We start from the raw sequence: 17,388 nt of genomic DNA on the forward strand, positions 1-17,388 counted from the left end.
CTTATTCCTTACCGGCGTGGGTTATCAGCCAGCAGTTATGAATCTGGCGGTTGCGGGCGAAATCCTGTGACTGAGTTTTGGCCGTGATCTCCTGAGCATTCAGCTTCAGTTCGGCCAGTCCTTCAAGATCCATTTTAAAACCGCGTTTGTTGTTGGAGAACATAATGGTGCCGTGATGGCGCAGCAGCCTCTTCAGATCTTTCATCAGCAGCAGATGATCGCGCTGCACGTCGAAGCTCTCTTCCATACGTTTGGAGTTAGAGAAGGTCGGCGGATCGATAAAGATCAGATCGAACTGCTCGTCCGATTCGCGCAGCCAGCTCAGGCAGTCGGCCTGCATCAGACGATGCTGCCTTCCGGTCAGGCCGTTCAGGCGCAGGTTGCGCTCCGCCCACTCCAGGTAGGTGCGCGACATATCCACCGTGGTGGTACTTTTGGCGCCGCCCAGGCCGGCGTGAACGCTGGCGCTGCCGGTATAGGCGAACAGGTTCAGGAAATCCTTGCCTTTGCTCATCTGGCCCAGCATTTTGCGCGCGACGCGGTGATCGAGGAACAGGCCGGTATCCAGATAGTCGGTCAGGTTGACCCAAAGTTTGGCATTAAACTCAGAAACCTCGAAGAAATCGCCCTTTTCGCCCAGCTTTTGATACTGGCTCTTGCCTTTCTGCCGCTCGCGGGTTTTCAGCACCAGGCGGTTGGCCGGGAGATCCAGCACGCTCAGCGTGGCGGCGATAACGTCGAACAGGCGCTGACGCGCTTTTGTCGGCTCAATGGTTTTCGGCGGCGCGTACTCCTGCACGACAACCCATTCACCATAGCGGTCAACGGCTACGTTATAGTCCGGCAGATCGGCATCGTACACGCGGTAGCACTCGATCCCTTCCTGGCGCGCCCATTTTTCCAGCTTCTTCAGGTTCTTACGCAGGCGGTTGGCGTAGTCTTCCGCAATCTGCGCCACGCCGCCGTTAGTGTTAACGGCCAGCTGGTAGTTTTTCTGCACGCAGTCCAGCGGGCCGTTTTTCGCTTTGAACTGGCGCTCGGCGCGCAGCTGCAGGCAGCTCAGCAGCTCTGGTGAGGCGCTGAACAGCGACAGATTCCAGCCGCCGAAATGCTGTTTCATGATGCGGCCAAGCTGGCTGTGCAGCGCAATCAGCGCGGGCTCGCTCTCCAGACGCTCGCCGTATGGCGGGTTGCTCAGCACGGTGCCGGTCGCGCCTTCCGCCAGCGGATTAGTCAGCTTCAACACATCCTGAGCAGTAAAGCTAATCAGTTCAGCCAGACCCGCGCGACGGGCGTTGACGCGCGCGCGTTCAATCACGCGGCTGTCGTTGTCGTAGCCATAGAAGCGAGAGGTTGTTTCCTGTAGGCCGCGACGTGCGCGCACCTTAGCTTCGCTGGTGACTTCACGCCACAGCGCTTCGTCAAACTTGCTCCAGCCGGTAAAACCCCAATGGGTGCGATGCAGACCGGGCGCGCGATCGCTGGCGATCATCGCCGCTTCGATCAGCAACGTGCCCGAACCGCACATAGGATCGACCATTGGCGTACCCGCCTGCCAGCCGGAACGCAATACGATCGCCGCCGCCAGGTTCTCTTTCAGCGGCGCCATGCCGGTTTGCTGGCGATAGCCGCGCTGGTGCAGGCCTTCGCCGCTGAGATCCAGTGCGATGCTGGCGGTGTCTTTGTTCAGCCAGACGTTGACGCGAATATCCGGCTGCTCGCGATCCACATCCGGCCGCGGCAGGTTTTTACGGGTAAAGCTGTCCACGATGGCGTCTTTAACCTTTAACGCGCCGTACTGGCTGTTGCGGATCACCTCATTCAGCCCGCTAAAGTGCACGGCAAAGGTTTTATCGCTGCCGAACATGGCCGGCCAGTCGATGGCCTGCACGCCCAGATAGAGATCCAGGTCGCTGTAAACGCCGCACTCAGTCAACGGCAGCAGGATGCGGGAAGCCAGGCGGCTCCACATCAGGCTCTGATACATCAGACGATCGTCGCCCTGAAAATGTACGCCGCCCTGGACCACCTGGCAGCCTTCAGCCCCCAGCGCTTCCAGTTCACTTTTTAACAGCTCTTCGAGCCCACGCGCCGTACTGGCAAACAGAGAATTCATAACATCACTTATCATCTGGAAAATTGCTGCGCATTATAGCTAATCCGGGCCGCATGTCATAAAGTTAGCTTCTTTTCGTCAGCCGCTTCCGGCTCTTTTTTGCGCTGGCGCCCTCTTTTCTGCTGGAGAGTTTCGTGATTAGCCTGTCCCGACTGTTTATTCATCCTGTCAAATCGATGCGTGGCACTCAGGTTTCTCATGCTGCGGCGCTTGCCAGCGGCCTGGCTTTCGATCGTACTTTTATGCTTACCGACCCCGACGGCACCTTTATTACCGCTCGTCAGTTTCCTGAAATGGTGCTTTTCACGCCCGCGCTGCTGCCGGACGGCCTGCTGCTCATCGCACCAGACGGCAGCAGTGCCGTCATTCGCTTTGCGGATTTTAGTGCTGAACCTGCGCCGGTCGAGGTTTGGGGCAATCACTTTACCGCGCTGATAGCACCAGCAGAAATCAACAGCTGGCTGAGCGGCTTTTTTCCACGGCCGGTGCAGCTGCGTTGGGTCGGCGAGGAGATGACGCGCCGCGTTAAGCGCTTTGACCAGGTACCGCTGGGTTTCGCCGACGGCTATCCCTATCTGCTGATTAATGAAGCCTCACTGCACGATTTGCGCCAGCGCTGTCCGGCAGGCGTAAAACTGGAGCAGTTTCGCCCCAACCTGGTTATCACCGGCGCAACGGCCTGGGCAGAAGACAGCTGGTCCACGTTGCGCATCGGTGGCATCGTCTTTGACGTGCCTAAACCCTGCAGCCGCTGTATTTTCACCACCGTCAGCCCTGAGCGAGGTCGCAGGCATCCTACAGGCGAACCCCTGCATACGCTGCAGAAATTTCGTACCGCGACCGATGGCAGCGGCGACGTCGATTTCGGCCTGAACCTGGTGGCGCGCAGCAGCGGCATTCTGCGGGTCGGTGACGAGCTGGAGGTTATCGCCGATAAACCGGCGCGCGTTTACGGCGCGGGAGAAGTGGCGGAACAGCTGGAGCCGGTTACCCAGGCTCAGGAGAAAGTGGCTATTAGCTGGGAAGGCGAACGTTTTGACGGCAATAATCAGCAGGTGCTGCTGGATCAGCTGGAGATGCAGGGCTATCGCATCCCCTACTCCTGCCGCGCAGGCGTTTGCGGCAGCTGTCGCGTCAGGCTGACCTCCGGCCAGGTTCGTCCGCTGAAAAAAGGCGCGCTGCGCGAAGACGGCACGCTGCTAAGCTGCAGCTGCGTTCCCGAAGGCGACGTGGTGCTGACGGCTCGCTAAACGGCGCGGGCGAAGGTAAAGATATGTTTGCTGATAGCGGGCAGCAGACGATCGTGCATCACCTTAATAGCGTCGCCCAGCAGCATGGTTTTTCCTCCCAGCTGCAGTTCAGGCTGCGCCAGCAGGCAGAGCGCGGCGTTGTCACCCGCTTCCACCACCAGCAGCGTGGCCTCTTCGCCCGTTTCGCACAGGCGCACCGCCACCAGATCGCCATCCTGCGGCGTGCAGTGGCGCGGATGAGCGGAAAAGTGCCAGCTTTTCGGCATCTGCGGCTTCAGAAAACGTAAAGCGACCAGCGCGTTCAGGGCCAGCTCGCTACGCTGCGGCTCGGTTAGATCGCACTCCAGGCATTTTTCTGCGAAGGTGGAAAACAACGCGGCGTCGTCAACGGAGAATTGGGCGGCGTGAAAAGCATCGGGCGTCAGCATTTTACGGGGAAAGCGTGAGCAGAACAGCGTGCCTTCCGCCATATCCAACATCATGCGTTCCTGTTCGTCATCAAAAAACCAGCGCCAGCTGTCGTCAGGTTTAATCCTCATTGAAGTATCCCGTAATGATCGTCAGGGCGGCTATTAATCGCTCGGGCTGTCTGTTTCGTACCCGCTCAAAATAGTCTGAATAACAGATAAACAGGAGAAAATATAAACGAGCCAGCGGCGAAAATAAAGCCCCTGGCGCCGTTAAGCCCGCATTTAATCAGATATGGCTGACAATTTCTTTAATCAGCGGCGGCCCTTTGTAAATAAAGCCGGAATATATTTGCACCAGAGAGGCGCCCGCAGCCATTTTTTCTCTGGCCGCTACCAGCGAATCGATGCCGCCAACGCCGATAATCGGCAGACGTCCCTGCAGCTCTTGCGACAAACGACGAATAATTTCCGTACTCTTCAACTGCACGGGACGACCGCTTAATCCACCCGCTTCTTCACTGTGCTTCAGGCCGCTAACCAGCGAACGATCCAGCGTAGTATTGGTTGCGATAACGCCGTCAATATTGTGACGTACCAGGCTGTCGGCAATTTGAACCAGCTCTTCCTCGGAGAGATCCGGCGCTATTTTAACCGCTACCGGCACATATTTCTGGTGCGTTTTTTCCAGTTCCTGCTGCTTCTGTTTAATCGCATTCAGTAAATCGTCTAATGCTTCACCATATTGCAGCGTGCGCAAGCCCGGCGTATTCGGAGATGAGATATTGATCGCAATATAACCCGCCAGAGGGTAGATTTTTTCCATGCAGATTAAATAATCTTCTTTCCCCGCTTCAACCGGCGTGTCTTTATTTTTACCGATGTTGATGCCGAGTATGCCGTCATAGCGCGCCCGCTTAACGTTATTGACCAGTTGGTCCACGCCCAGATTATTAAAGCCCATGCGGTTGATGATGCCTTCCGCTTCGCGGACGCGGAACATGCGTGGCTTATCGTTGCCGGGCTGTGGACGCGGCGTCACGGTGCCTACTTCAATAAAGCCAAAGCCCATCGCGCCGAAAGCGTCGATGCATTCGCCGTTTTTATCCAGTCCCGCCGCCAGACCCAGCGGATTTTTAAACACCAGCCCCATGCAGTTAACGGGTTTGAAAGGCAGAGTCTGCCGCACCAGATGAATCAGCGGCGTGCCGGTTATCCGGTGCAGCTGCTGAAGGGTCAGTTCGTGGGCGCGCTCAGCGTCAAGCTGAAAAAGCGCATTACGGACCAGGTTGTACATGATCGCTCCTGAGTAGCCGGCAAAGCCGGGCCGCAATAAGAGTAACGGTTGCCTCGGCAACCCTGAAAACTGCCCGGTCGGCGCCCTTCCACCTTTATTATGAGGATTGAGAGGTAAGGGAAATAGCGGGCATCGACTGGCGCAGCGACGCTGCAGGCGCGGGGGAAAATGGTAAAGTCCTTTGCCGGGAAAGTAAAACGTTTGCGTCTGCTTATCCTCTTCTTTTTTGGCGCCTTCTGCGCGCGCGCCTCTTACTTATCCAAAAAGTAACTTAAATATGCCGGATAAATCATTTAAGCCGTTCGTCGCTCTCTGTCAGGATAGTTCCATAAATTCAGGAATTATTTTAATCAATAACTTTTGGTTATAAGGAGAGATGATGCGCGTTATTACTCTTGCAGGCAGTCCTCGCTACCCATCACGGTCTACCGCTTTACTGACCCTTTGTCAGCAGGCGCTGGAACAGCGAGGCGCAGAGGTCATCCCCTGGAACCTGCATAATTTTCATCCCGAAGATCTGCTTTACGCCCGCTTCGATTCTCCCGCTCTGCTGGCGTTAAAAGAGGATCTGGAAAATGCCGACGGTTTAATCGTCGCCACGCCTGTTTATAAAGCCTCTTTTTCCGGCGCGCTGAAGACGCTGCTCGATTTGCTGCCGGAACGTGCGCTGGAGCATAAGGTCGTGCTGCCGCTGGCTACCGGCGGCACTATCGCCCATATGCTGGCGGTGGATTATGCGCTTAAGCCGGTACTTAACGCGCTGAAGGCGCAGGAAGTGCTGCATGGCGTCTTCGCCGATGACAGCCAGATTAGTCACTACGACCGCCAGCCGGAGCTGTCGCCGCTGCTTGCCGAACGAATCGCGGAGTCGCTTGACACGTTCTGGCATGCGCTGACGCGTCGTCATCAGCTGCTGGCCGCCGTGGTTTGAGGAAACGCAAATGAGCCTGTTTTTACGTTTTTTCTCCGCGCTGGCTATCGGCGCGCTGCTGTCCGGCACCGCTTTTGCGGAAGAAAGGGCGCCAGCAACTTTTCATATTGGCTATCAGAAAGGTTCGGTCAGCATGGCGCTGGCCCGCTCTCATCAGCTGCTGGAGAAGCGCTTTCCCCATACGCAGATTAAGTGGATTGAGTTTCCGGCCGGCCCGCAAATGCTGGAGGCGCTGAACGTCAACAGCATCGACCTGGGCAGCACCGGCGATATTCCGCCTATTTTCGCTCAGGCGGCCGGTGCCGACCTGCTTTATGTCGGTTCTGAACCGCCGAAGCCGCAGTCCGAAGTGATTCTGGTAGCGAAAAACAGCCCGATTAAAAGCGTCGCCGATTTAAAAGGGCATAAAGTGGCTTTCCAGAAAGGCTCCAGCTCGCACAATCTGCTGCTGCGCGCGTTAACCAAAGCCGGTCTGAAATTCAGCGATATTCAGCCCGCTTATCTGACGCCCGCAGATGCCCGCGCCGCTTTCCAGCAGGGCGACGTTGATGCCTGGGCTATCTGGGATCCCTACTATTCCGCAGCGCTGCTGCAGGGCGGCGTTCGGGTGCTGGCCGATGGCGATGGCCTGAATCTCACCGGCTCTTTCTATCTGGCGACGCGTCCCTTTGCCGAAGCTAACGGCGCTTTTGTCACTGCCGTGCTGGATACCTTCAGCAAGGCTGACGAACTGACCCGTAGCGATCGCGAACGCAGTATCAAGCTACTTTCGCAAACTATCGGTCTGCCGCAACCGGTTATCGCCAGCTACCTCGATCACCGTCCGCCTACCGTTATCGGGCCGGTCAGCGCTGAAACAGCTCGCGCCCAGCAGCACACCGCCGATCTTTTTTACGCCAATCATTTAATGCCGGTAAAAGTTGATATCGCCAGCCGTATCTGGCGCGACACCGCCGCTAAACAAGGAGTTGCCCAATGAGCCTTTCTGTTTTCTGGTTTCTGCCTACCCACGGCGACGGCCACTATTTAGGAACCGCTGAAGGCGCGCGTCCGGTCGATCATGGTTATCTGCAACAGATTGCTCAGGCAGCCGATCGTATGGGATTCGGCGGCGTGCTGATCCCGACCGGTCGCTCCTGCGAGGACGCATGGCTGGTGGCGGCCTCGCTGATTCCTGTCACGCAGCGCCTGCGTTTTCTGGTCGCGCTACGTCCCGGTGTGATCTCGCCAACTCAGGCCGCGCGCCAGGCCGCCACGCTGGATCGCCTCTCTAATGGCCGCGCGCTGTTTAATCTTGTTACCGGCGGCGATGCGGAAGAGCTGGCAGGCGACGGCGTGTTCCTGGATCACCGCGAGCGTTATGTGGAATCGGCGGAGTTTACCCGCGTCTGGCGTCGCGTGCTGGAAGGGGAAACGGTGGATTACGAAGGCAAGCATGTGCACGTGCGCGGCGCGCGGCTGATGTTCAAGCCCGTGCAGCAGCCGCGGCCGCCATTATGGTTCGGCGGCTCTTCAGAACCGGCGCAGGATTTGGCGGCGGAACAGGTGGATGTCTACCTGACCTGGGGCGAACCGCCGGAACAGGTGAAGGAGAAGCTGGCGCAGGTGCGCGCGAAAGCGGCGGCGCAGGGTCGAACGGTGAAATTCGGCATCCGTCTGCACGTCATCGTGCGGGAAACCAATGAGGAAGCCTGGCAGGCGGCGGATCGGCTGATCTCGCATCTCGACGATGCCACTATCGCCAAAGCACAGGCCGCGCTGGCGAAAACCGACTCGGTCGGCCAGCATCGCATGGCGGCCCTGCACGGCGGCCGTCGCGACAAGCTGGAAATCAGCCCTAACCTGTGGGCGGGCGTTGGCCTGGTGCGCGGCGGCGCAGGAACTGCGCTGGTGGGTGATGGCGCAACCGTGGCGGCCAGGATGCAGGAGTACGCGGATTTGGGAATCGAGACCTTTATTCTCTCCGGCTATCCGCATCTGGAAGAGGCTTATCGCGTCGGCGAGCTGCTGTTCCCGCACCTGGACCTGAACGTGCCGGAGGTGCCGCAGCCGAATAAGATTACCGCGCACGGTGAAGCCGTAGCGCACGATTTTGCCCCGCAAAAAGTCTCACAGAGCTGAGGTAGCTATGAGTAGATCGCTTAAACGTATCGGCAATCAGTTAACGCCCTGGATTTTGCCTGTCGCGCTGGTGATAGTCTGGCAGATCGCTTCGCAAACTGGCTGGCTCTCTACCCGCATTCTGCCTGCGCCGGAAGCGATAGTGGTGACGTTCTGGAAACTCTCAGCCAGCGGCGAACTGTGGCAGCATCTGGCAATCAGCAGCTGGCGCGCCGCCGTTGGTTTCAGCATCGGCGGCTCTATCGGCCTGATTCTGGGACTGGTTACCGGCATGTCGCGGCTGGGCGAGCGTCTGCTGGATACGTCGGTGCAGATGTTGCGCAACGTGCCGCATCTGGCGCTGATTCCGCTGGTTATTTTATGGTTCGGCATCGATGAGTCCGCCAAGATTTTTCTGGTCGCTTTGGGGACGCTTTTTCCCATCTATCTGAACACTTACCACGGTATCCGCAATATCGATCGCGGCCTGGTCGAGATGGCCCGCAGCTATGGGCTTTCCGGCTGGAGCCTGTTTATTCAGGTGGTGCTGCCGGGCGCGCTGCCCTCCATTATGGTCGGCGTACGCTTTGCGCTGGGCCTGATGTGGCTGACGCTAATCGTGGCGGAGACGATTTCCGCTAACTCCGGCATCGGCTACCTGGCGATGAACGCCCGCGAATTTCTGCAGACCGATATCGTGGTGGTCGCCATTATTCTTTACGCCCTGCTCGGTAAACTGGCTGACGTTAGCGCGCTGTTACTGGAGCGCGTCTGGCTGCGCTGGCATCCGGCTTATCAACTGAAAGAGGAAAACGCATGAGCGAGTCAACGTCTTCTCCAGCGCGTCTCAACGCCGGTACGCCTCTGATTATCAACGGCGTCAGCAAGCAGTATCACGGGCGCACCGTACTGAACAGCATCGATCTGCATATTCCTTCCGGCCAGTTTGTGGCGGTAGTCGGACGCAGCGGCTGCGGCAAAAGCACGCTGCTGCGCCTGCTGGCCGGGCTGGAAAAAAGCACATCGGGCGAACTGCTGGCGGGCAGCGCGCCGCTGAGCGCAGCTAAAGATGATACCCGCCTGATGTTTCAGGACGCGCGTCTGCTGCCGTGGAAAAGCATTATCGATAACGTCGGCCTGGGCCTGAAAGGCCGCGCCTGGAAAAGCGCGGCGCTGGAAGCGCTGGAAGCCGTCGGCCTGGCAGAACGCGCCAATGAATGGCCTGCGGCGCTCTCCGGCGGACAAAAACAGCGCGTAGCGCTGGCCCGCGCGCTGATCCATCGTCCGGGTCTGCTGCTGCTGGATGAACCTTTGGGCGCGCTGGACGCGTTGACGCGTATTGAGATGCAGGATTTGATCGAGTCGCTCTGGCAAAAGCATCACTTTACCGTACTGCTGGTGACGCATGACGTCAGCGAAGCCGTAGCGATGGCGGACAGAGTGCTGCTGATTGAGGAAGGCAATATCGGTCTGGATTTAGTGGTCGATTTGCCGCGCCCTCGCCGCAAAGGGTCGGTACGGCTGGCCGAGCTGGAAGCGGAAGTGCTGGATCGCGTCATGAAGCGTTCGCCGGTTGAAGAGGAGAAGCGCTACGCGCAGCGCTAATCTTTAAGTCAGCGAAAAAGCCCCGAAGATCGGGGCTTTTTTACTGGCAAGGCAATTAGTCTTTCAATGCCTTACCGATCTTCTCATAGAGATCGCCGGAAAGATTATCCAGCGCTTTTAGCTGTTCCAGCGCCTTACGCATTAACGCCTGACGCTCTTCGTTATAGCGTTTAAAACGAATCAGCGGCTCGATCATGCGCGAAGCCACCTGAGGATTACGCGTATTCAGATCGGTCAGGATTTCCACCAGGAACTGATAGCCACTGCCGTCAGCCGCATGGAAAGCGGAAGGGTTGGCCGAGGCGAAAGCGCCAATCAGCGAGCGAATGCGGTTTGGATTGCTCAGCGTAAACGAACGATGGCTCAGCAGCGCGCGAACCCGGCTGAGGACATCGGCTGCCGGACTGGTGGCCTGTAGAGCAAACCACTTGTCCATCACCAGACCATCCTTGTGCCAGCGCTCGTCGAATTCGCTGAGCAGCGTTTCGCGGCACGGCAGCTGCGCCGCCACGGACGCCACCATTGCCGCCAGCGAATCGGTCATGTTATTCGCCTGGCGGAACTGGGAGGTGACCAACCTGTCGGCCAGCTCAACTTCGCCGAAAGCGAGATAGTGCAGACAGGTGTTTCTGAGCGCACGCTTGCCGATATCCGCATGATCGATGCGGTACTCCTCCACGCGCTGCGCGTTATAAACCGCCAGCCACTCATCCGCCAGCTCCGTAGCCAGCGTGCTCATCAGCGCCCGACGCACTTCCGCGATCGCGGTCGGATCGATAACGTCGAACAGCTCAGCAATCTCATTTTCCGCTGGCAGCGTCAAAATCAGCGCCATCAGCGCCGGATCGCTGTTCTCTTCCAGCAGAACGGCGCGGAAGGCGTCAGCAACGTGCAGCGGCAGCGAAAGCGGCTGTCCCTGCTGGAAACGCGCGACGTTGAGTTTGATATGAGTCGCCAGCAGGCTTTGCGCCGCATCCCAGCGTGAGAAATCGTTGCGCGCGTGGCGCATCAGGAAAGTAAGCTGCGCGTCGCTCCAGTTATAGTCCAGCTTAACCGGCGCGGAAAACTCACGCAGCAGCGAAGGAATCGGCTGATGGTAAACCTTGTCGAAAACAAAGCTCTGGAACTCTTCCGTCACGTTCAGCACGTGATGAACCGGATGGCCGTTGTGCTGCAAAGGGATTACGTTGCCTTCACTGTCATAGAGCTCGATATCCAGCGGAATATGCAGCGGCAGCTTGTTTTTCTGGTCGGCGGTCGGCGGCGTCATCTGGGTAACGTGCAGCGTGTACTGTTCCAGCTCGGCGTTGTAGTCGTCACGCACCGAGAGCACCGGCGTGCCGGACTGGCTGTACCAGCGGCGGAACTGGGATAAATCGACGTTGGAAGCATCCTCCATCGCCTGTACGAAGTCGTCGCAGGTAGCGGCGCTGCCGTCGTGACGCTCGAAATAGAGCTGCATCCCTTTCTGGAAGTTCGCTTCGCCCAGCAGCGTATGCATCATGCGGATAACTTCCGATCCCTTCTCATACACGGTCAGGGTATAGAAATTATTCATTTCGATAACCTGTTCCGGACGAATTGGATGGGCCATCGGGCTGGCGTCTTCGGCGAACTGCGCGCCGCGCATCACGCGGACATTATCGATACGGTTAACGGCGCGCGAGCCAAGATCCGAGCTGAACTCCTGATCGCGAAACACCGTCAGCCCCTCTTTCAGGCTGAGCTGGAACCAGTCGCGACAGGTGACGCGGTTGCCTGTCCAGTTATGAAAATATTCATGGCCGATAACGGCTTCAATACCCAGATAATCCTTATCGGTGGCCGTCTCCGCTTTCGCCAGCACATATTTGGAGTTAAAGACATTCAGGCCTTTGTTTTCCATCGCGCCCATATTAAAGAAGTCCACGGCGACGATCATAAAGATATCCAGATCGTATTCCAGGCCAAAGCGCTGCTCATCCCACTTCATGCTGTTTTTCAGCGAGGTCATCGCCCAATCGGCGCGATCGAGATTGCCGCGATCGACAAAGATTTCCAGCGCGACGTCACGGCCAGAGCGGGTTCTGAAGCTGTCGCGCAGCACGTCGAAATCGCCCGCCACCAGCGCGAACAGATAGCAAGGTTTTGGAAAAGGATCTTCCCATTTTACCCAGTGACGTCCGTTTTCCGCCTCGCCGCCGTCCACACGGTTACCATTGGAAAGCAGATAAGGATAGGGTTCCCGCTCGGCAATAATAGTGGTGGTAAAGCGCGCCAGCACATCGGGACGATCCAGATACCAGGTGATATGGCGGAAGCCTTCGGCTTCACATTGGGTGCAGAGCGCTTCGCCCGACTTATAAAGACCTTCCAGCGCGCTGTTTTTATCCGGATGAATGTCGTTGACGATTTTCAGGGTAAAAGTTTCCGGCAGCTGATAAATAATCAGCGCGCCTTCTTCCAGCGCGTAATCGGACCAGGGCTGGCCGTCGATCTCCAGCGCGATCAGCGTCAGATCCTCTCCGTCCAGACGCAGTGACGCATCCGCCTGACCCAGGCGCTTTACCCGGCTGACAGCCGTGACGCGAGTGGTAGCGGCATCCAGTTCAAACGTCAGATCGATGTCGGTAATGGTGTAATCCGGCGCACGATAATCATGGCGATTCTTGGCTTGTGGCAGTGACGTCATAAGTCCTTCTCTGGTCGGTAATTAGTTAACTTTCCAAGTCTATTCTGCTTACCGAAATGTTGCCATGTTGAATCGTGCCGCCGTGTGGGAATTGCTGTTAAAAGATACATTCTCTTAACAAGCGCACGGATTGCCCTCGACCTGCCCAATGGAATTATGCTGTGATCGGGTTCAATAAATGAGTATTCCAGTTATACTCCTGCGTCACTGCCACTTTTCAAACCAGGGATAACGCTCTTCGCCAGAGGATGCTGAAACGCACCATGACACGACATGCTTCCCCGATACTGACCACACTGCTGGATACGGACGCCTATAAACTGCATATGCAGCAGGCGGTATTTCATCGCTATCAGAACGTCTCCGTGGTGGCCGAGTTCCGCTGCCGGGGCGACGATCTGCTGGGCTTCTACGCTGACGAGATCGCCCAACAGGTGGCGATGATGCAGTCGCTGGCGCTCAGCGACGACGAGTGTCGCTATCTGGCCGATCTGCCCTTTTTCAGCGCGGACTATCTGCAGTGGCTGAAACAATTCCGCTACGATCCTTCACAGGTACGCATCCGTAATCATCAGGGCAAGCTGGATATCCGCATCGCCGGTCCGTGGCTTGAGGTGATTATGTGGGAAGTTCCGCTGCTGGCGCTGATTAGCGAGGTAGTGCACCGCCACCGTTCACCGCAGGCGCAGCCGGCAATGGCCGTTGAGCGTCTGCAAAGCAAGCTGCTCGACTTCAGCAGGCTGACGGCGGATATGGATATGTCGCGCTTTAAGCTGATGGATTTCGGCACGCGCCGTCGCTTCTCGCGCGACGTGCAGCTGGCGATTGTCAGCACGCTGAAAGCGGATTTTCCGTGGCTGGTCGGCTCAAGCAACTACGACGTCGCGAGGCAGCTGCAGCTGACGCCGGTCGGCACTCAGGCGCATGAATGGTTTCAGGCGCACCAGCAGATTAGTCCGGTGCTCGCCAATAGCCAGCGCGCCGCGCTGCAGGCCTGGCTGGAGGAGTATCCGCATCACCTGGGCATCGCGCTGACCGACTGCATTACCATGGATGCTTTCCTGCGCGACTTCGGCCTTAATTTCGCCAGTAGCTATCAGGGTTTGCGTCATGACTCTGGCGACCCTGTGGAATGGGGCGAAAAAGCCATCGCGCACTACGAAAAGCTTGGCATCGATCCGAAAGAAAAAACGCTGGTCTTCTCCGATAACCTCGATTTGCCAAAAGCGGTGGAGCTTTACCGCCATTTCGGCCAGCGCGTCGAGGTGATTTTCGGCATCGGCACGCGGCTGACCTGCGATATCCCACAGGTAAAACCGCTGAATATCGTGATTAAGCTGGTGGAGTGCAACGGCAAGCCGGTCGCCAAACTCTCCGACAGTCCGGGTAAAACTATCTGCCAGGATAAAGCTTTCGTACGCGCCCTGCGTAAGGCTTTCGATCTGCCGCTGGTGAAAAAAGCCAGCTGATTCCCCCGGAGAAAAAGGCATCTCGCCTTTCTCTCTGTGGACTATCGCCGTTAAGTCAACAAATCTCCCGCATCGCAACGAATTCTTCTTGTGTCTCGTCTCGCGGCAAGTAACATAGCATTGCCCCGGTATCGGGTAATTTTAATTCTGCATAAGAGAGACTTATATGAGCGTTGTGCCTGTAGCGGATGTACTGCAAGGCCGGGTCGCGGTTGACAGCGAAGTCACCGTCCGCGGCTGGGTGCGTACCCGAAGAGATTCAAAAGCCGGTATTTCCTTTATCGCCGTTTACGACGGTTCCTGCTTTAATCCTGTCCAGGCTGTGGTCAATAATTCTCTGAATAATTATCAGGAAGAAGTCCTGCGCCTGACCACCGGCTGTTCTGTCGCCATTACCGGTAAGGTAGTGGAGTCGCCGGGCGAAGGACAAAGTTTTGAAATCCAGGCCAGCGCGGTGGAAGTGGTAGGCTGGGTCGACGATCCGGATACCTATCCCATGGCGGCCAAGCGCCACAGCATTGAATATCTGCGCGAAGTAGCGCATCTGCGTCCGCGTACCAACCTGATCGGCGCCGTCGCGCGCGTTCGCCATACTCTGGCCCAAGCGCTGCACCGCTTCTTTGACGAACAGGGTTTCTTCTGGGTTTCCACGCCGCTGATCACCGCTTCCGATACGGAAGGCGCTGGCGAAATGTTCCGCGTCTCCACACTGGATCTGGAAAACCTGCCGCGTACGCCGGAAGGCAAAGTTAACTATGACGAAGATTTCTTCGGCAAAGAGGCTTTCCTGACCGTATCGGGCCAGCTTAACGGCGAAACCTACGCCAGCGCTATTTCCAAAATCTATACTTTCGGCCCAACCTTCCGTGCTGAAAACTCCCATACCAGCCGCCACCTGGCGGAGTTCTGGATGCTGGAGCCAGAGGTCGCTTTTGCCGATCTGGAAGATAACGCGGCGCTGGCTGAAGCGATGCTGAAATATGTCTTTAAAGCCGTACTGGCTGAGCGCGCTGACGATATGGCCTTCTTCGCCGAGCGCGTGGATAAAGAGGCAATTACGCGCCTGGAGCAGTTTGTGACTACCGATTTTGCGCAGGTAGATTACACCGACGCTATTGAGATCCTGAAAGCATGCGGCGAGAAGTTCGAAAACGCCGTGTCCTGGGGTATCGACCTCTCTTCTGAACACGAACGCTATCTGGCCGAGAAGCATTTTAAAGCGCCTGTGGTAGTGAAAAACTATCCAAAAGACATCAAGGCATTTTATATGCGCCTGAATGACGACGGTAAAACCGTGGCGGCGATGGACGTGCTGGCGCCAGGCATTGGCGAGATTATCGGCGGTTCACAGCGTGAAGAGCGTCTGGACGTGCTGGACGCTCGTCTGGCGGAGATGGGCCTGAATAAAGAAGATTACTGGTGGTATCGCGATCTGCGCCGTTACGGCACCGTCCCGCACTCCGGTTTTGGTCTGGGCTTTGAACGCCTGATCGCTTACGTCACTGGCGTGCAGAATGTCAGGGACGTGATCGCTTTTCCAAGAACGCCGCGCAACGCCAGCTTCTGATTTTAGCATTAAATATAAGAAATTCATATATATAACTAAGGCCAGCCTCGCTGGCCTTTTTTTATTTTTGTAAATTTAGATATAGTTCACAAAGTTCCGTATTATTTACATTTTGAAATACAAATTTTCCTTCTGTAACCAGAATAAGAGATTAGTAGCATTTTCGAGGTGGATTAACCGGACTGCCAATGGAAAGATGCGTGCAGACACAGGAAGACACCAAACTCTCATCGTAGTTCTGTAAAGAATTATTGACGGCAGTGGCAGGTGTCCAGATAACTCCAATGAGGGTAATAAATAATGATGAAGCGCAATATTCTGGCACTGGTTATTCCAGCCCTGTTAGCCGCTGGTGCAGCCAATGCAGCAGAAATCTATAACAAAGACGGCAACAAGCTGGACCTCTACGGGAAAGTTGACGGTCTGCACTATTTCTCTGACAACGACGGCGACGATGGCGACCAGAGCTATGTGCGTTTTGGTTTCAAAGGTGAAACCCAAATCAATGACATGCTGACCGGTTACGGCCAGTGGGAATACAACATCCAGGCTAACAATTCTGAAGGCGGTTCCGACGCGCAGGACGGCAACAAAACCCGTCTGGGCTTCGCCGGTCTGAAATTCGCTGAATACGGTTCTCTTGATTACGGTCGTAACTACGGCGTGGTTTACGATGCTATCGGCTGGACCGATATGCTGCCAGAGTTCGGCGGCTATTCCGGTAACTCCGATAACTTCCTGGTAGGCCGCTCTACTGGCGTAGCTACCTACCGTAACACTAACTTCTTTGGTCTGGTCGACGGTTGGAACTTTGCCGTGCAATATCAGGGCAAAAACGACCGTGACGATATTCGTCGCGCTAACGGCGACGGCTGGGGCGTATCTACCTCTTACACCTCACCAATCGGCGTAGCTATCGTAGGTGCTTACGCCTCCAGCGATCGTACCGATGCTCAGAATCAGGCTACTTATGGCCGCGGCGACAAAACTCAGCAATGGGCTACCGCGCTGAAGTATGACGCGAACAACGTCTACCTGGCGGCTTCTTACGGTGAAACCCGCAATGCGACTTATTTCAGCAATGCCAATGCCACTGACATTAACGGCAACACCGTTACTGCAACAGGCTTTGCTAACAAAGCACAGAACTTCGATATCGTAGCTCAGTACCAGTTCGATTTCGGCCTGCGTCCTTCTATCGCTTACGAGCAGTCTAAACTGAAAGACATCGAAGGCGTTGGCGATGCCGACCTGTATAAATACATCGATGTGGGCGCAACCTACTACTTCAACAAAAACATGTCCACCTATGTTGACTATCAGATCAACCTGATCGATGACAACAACCGTCTGGGCGTGAACACCGACGATATCGTAGCTGTAGGTCTGGTTTACCAGTTCTAATCAGTCAATACGCTATCATCTGACGGGGCTTCGGCCCCGTTTTTTTATTTCCGAATCTCGCGACGCTGTCTTGCCCTTCCACCTGCCCTTGATTTTTGCTGCTTCCAATGCAGTATCCGTTGCATAAAATTTCGAGCCGCGCCACAACCTCTTTATTCGGGCTAAACAAAATCTTGCCAGCCAAAAATGAAGATGAAAAAATCCTTGTCTGGTAAATAAAGGAGTTTCTATATGGATATATTTAACCCTTTTCGTCCGGTGCCAGCAGATAGTGAAAAGCAGGAAAAGAGATCGGCAAAAACGACGGAAGCGCGTTTTACCCGCATCGAAATGCACATTTCCTGGCTCAGGCATGACGTTAACGACATCAGACATGAACTGCAGGATATCCGCGGTGAAATTAAAGATGTGCGTAGGGAAGTCAAAGATATACGCGGCGAGATAAAAGACGTCCGCAAAGATATGCAGACGGATTTCCGGCTAATGTTCAGCGCGCTGATTGGCGTGGCCTTAGGGCTGGCCGGCATTATGGCTAAAGGCTTTCACTGGTTTTAAGCCTGCCGGTTAAAAG

At 56.1% G+C, this 17,388-nt stretch carries 14 protein-coding genes; 10 read left to right on the forward strand and 4 right to left on the reverse strand.

The window, feature by feature from the left end:
• Window position 1: 1 nt before the first annotated feature.
• A complete protein-coding gene (gene rlmKL, locus MKZ79_RS07720; protein WP_336141030.1) occupies window positions 2–2,116 on the reverse strand; it encodes a bifunctional 23S rRNA (guanine(2069)-N(7))-methyltransferase RlmK/23S rRNA (guanine(2445)-N(2))-methyltransferase RlmL in 2,115 nt (704 codons plus the stop codon).
• Between the two features lie 134 nt (window positions 2,117–2,250).
• On the opposite strand from rlmKL, the gene MKZ79_RS07725 reads away from it, so the two are divergent.
• Complete coding sequence (locus tag MKZ79_RS07725) at window positions 2,251–3,366, forward strand: YcbX family protein (protein ID WP_336141031.1); 1,116 nt, start codon at window positions 2,251–2,253, stop codon at window positions 3,364–3,366.
• On the opposite strand, the gene MKZ79_RS07730 is transcribed toward MKZ79_RS07725, so the two are convergent.
• Window positions 3,363–3,905, reverse strand: coding sequence for a cell division protein ZapC (locus tag MKZ79_RS07730; RefSeq protein ID WP_336141032.1), 543 nt, complete (start codon window positions 3,903–3,905; stop codon window positions 3,363–3,365). The genes MKZ79_RS07725 and MKZ79_RS07730 overlap by 4 nt on opposite strands.
• A gap of 157 nt (window positions 3,906–4,062) precedes the next feature.
• The gene (pyrD, locus tag MKZ79_RS07735) at window positions 4,063–5,073 is read right to left on the reverse strand and encodes a quinone-dependent dihydroorotate dehydrogenase (protein WP_336141381.1); all 1,011 of its coding nucleotides are present in this window, start codon (window positions 5,071–5,073) and stop codon (window positions 4,063–4,065) included.
• Window positions 5,074–5,449: 376 nt separating this feature from the next.
• On the opposite strand from pyrD, the gene ssuE reads away from it, so the two are divergent.
• The 5 genes from ssuE to ssuB are packed head-to-tail and all read left to right on the forward strand — an operon-like array spanning window position 5,450 to window position 9,706.
• Window positions 5,450–6,001 carry an NADPH-dependent FMN reductase gene (gene ssuE / locus MKZ79_RS07740; RefSeq protein WP_336141033.1) on the forward strand — a complete coding sequence of 184 codons (552 nt, stop codon included), beginning with the start codon at window positions 5,450–5,452 and terminating at the stop codon, window positions 5,999–6,001.
• Window positions 6,002–6,011: 10 nt separating this feature from the next.
• A complete protein-coding gene (locus tag MKZ79_RS07745) occupies window positions 6,012–6,980 on the forward strand; it encodes a sulfonate ABC transporter substrate-binding protein (protein ID WP_336141034.1) in 969 nt (322 codons plus the stop codon).
• Complete coding sequence (ssuD, locus tag MKZ79_RS07750) at window positions 6,977–8,122, forward strand: FMNH2-dependent alkanesulfonate monooxygenase (RefSeq protein WP_336141035.1); 1,146 nt, start codon at window positions 6,977–6,979, stop codon at window positions 8,120–8,122. Before MKZ79_RS07745 ends, ssuD begins: the two co-directional genes overlap by 4 nt.
• A gap of 7 nt (window positions 8,123–8,129) precedes the next feature.
• Window positions 8,130–8,921: an aliphatic sulfonate ABC transporter permease SsuC gene (gene ssuC / locus MKZ79_RS07755; protein ID WP_336141036.1), complete on the forward strand. Its 792-nt coding sequence runs from the start codon at window positions 8,130–8,132 to the stop codon at window positions 8,919–8,921.
• Window positions 8,918–9,706, forward strand: a complete 789-nt coding sequence (gene ssuB / locus MKZ79_RS07760) for an aliphatic sulfonates ABC transporter ATP-binding protein (protein WP_336141037.1) — start codon at window positions 8,918–8,920, stop codon at window positions 9,704–9,706. The genes ssuC and ssuB overlap by 4 nt, the downstream gene beginning before the upstream one ends.
• Window positions 9,707–9,761: 55 nt before the next feature.
• On the opposite strand, the gene pepN is transcribed toward ssuB, so the two are convergent.
• Window positions 9,762–12,377 (reverse strand): aminopeptidase N, encoded by a 2,616-nt coding sequence (pepN, locus tag MKZ79_RS07765; protein ID WP_336141038.1) that lies wholly within the window; start codon window positions 12,375–12,377, stop codon window positions 9,762–9,764.
• 263 nt (window positions 12,378–12,640) lie between these two features.
• Here pepN and pncB point away from each other — a divergent pair, with 263 nt between their 5' ends.
• From pncB to MKZ79_RS07785, 4 genes are all read left to right on the forward strand, one after another.
• A complete protein-coding gene (pncB, locus tag MKZ79_RS07770) occupies window positions 12,641–13,846 on the forward strand; it encodes a nicotinate phosphoribosyltransferase (RefSeq protein WP_336141039.1) in 1,206 nt (401 codons plus the stop codon).
• A 166-nt stretch (window positions 13,847–14,012) separates the two neighbouring features.
• On the forward strand, window positions 14,013–15,413 hold the full coding sequence (gene asnS / locus MKZ79_RS07775; protein WP_336141040.1) for an asparagine--tRNA ligase: 1,401 nt from the start codon (window positions 14,013–14,015) through the stop codon (window positions 15,411–15,413).
• Window positions 15,414–15,713: 300 nt separating this feature from the next.
• On the forward strand, window positions 15,714–16,817 hold the full coding sequence (gene ompF / locus MKZ79_RS07780; RefSeq protein ID WP_336141041.1) for a porin OmpF: 1,104 nt from the start codon (window positions 15,714–15,716) through the stop codon (window positions 16,815–16,817).
• A 231-nt stretch (window positions 16,818–17,048) separates the two neighbouring features.
• Complete coding sequence (locus MKZ79_RS07785; RefSeq protein WP_336141042.1) at window positions 17,049–17,372, forward strand: hypothetical protein; 324 nt, start codon at window positions 17,049–17,051, stop codon at window positions 17,370–17,372.
• Window positions 17,373–17,388 lie beyond the last annotated feature (16 nt).

The sequence above is a fragment of the Erwinia sp. CGal63 genome (assembly GCF_037026505.1).
Classification (GTDB): domain Bacteria; phylum Pseudomonadota; class Gammaproteobacteria; order Enterobacterales; family Enterobacteriaceae; genus Erwinia.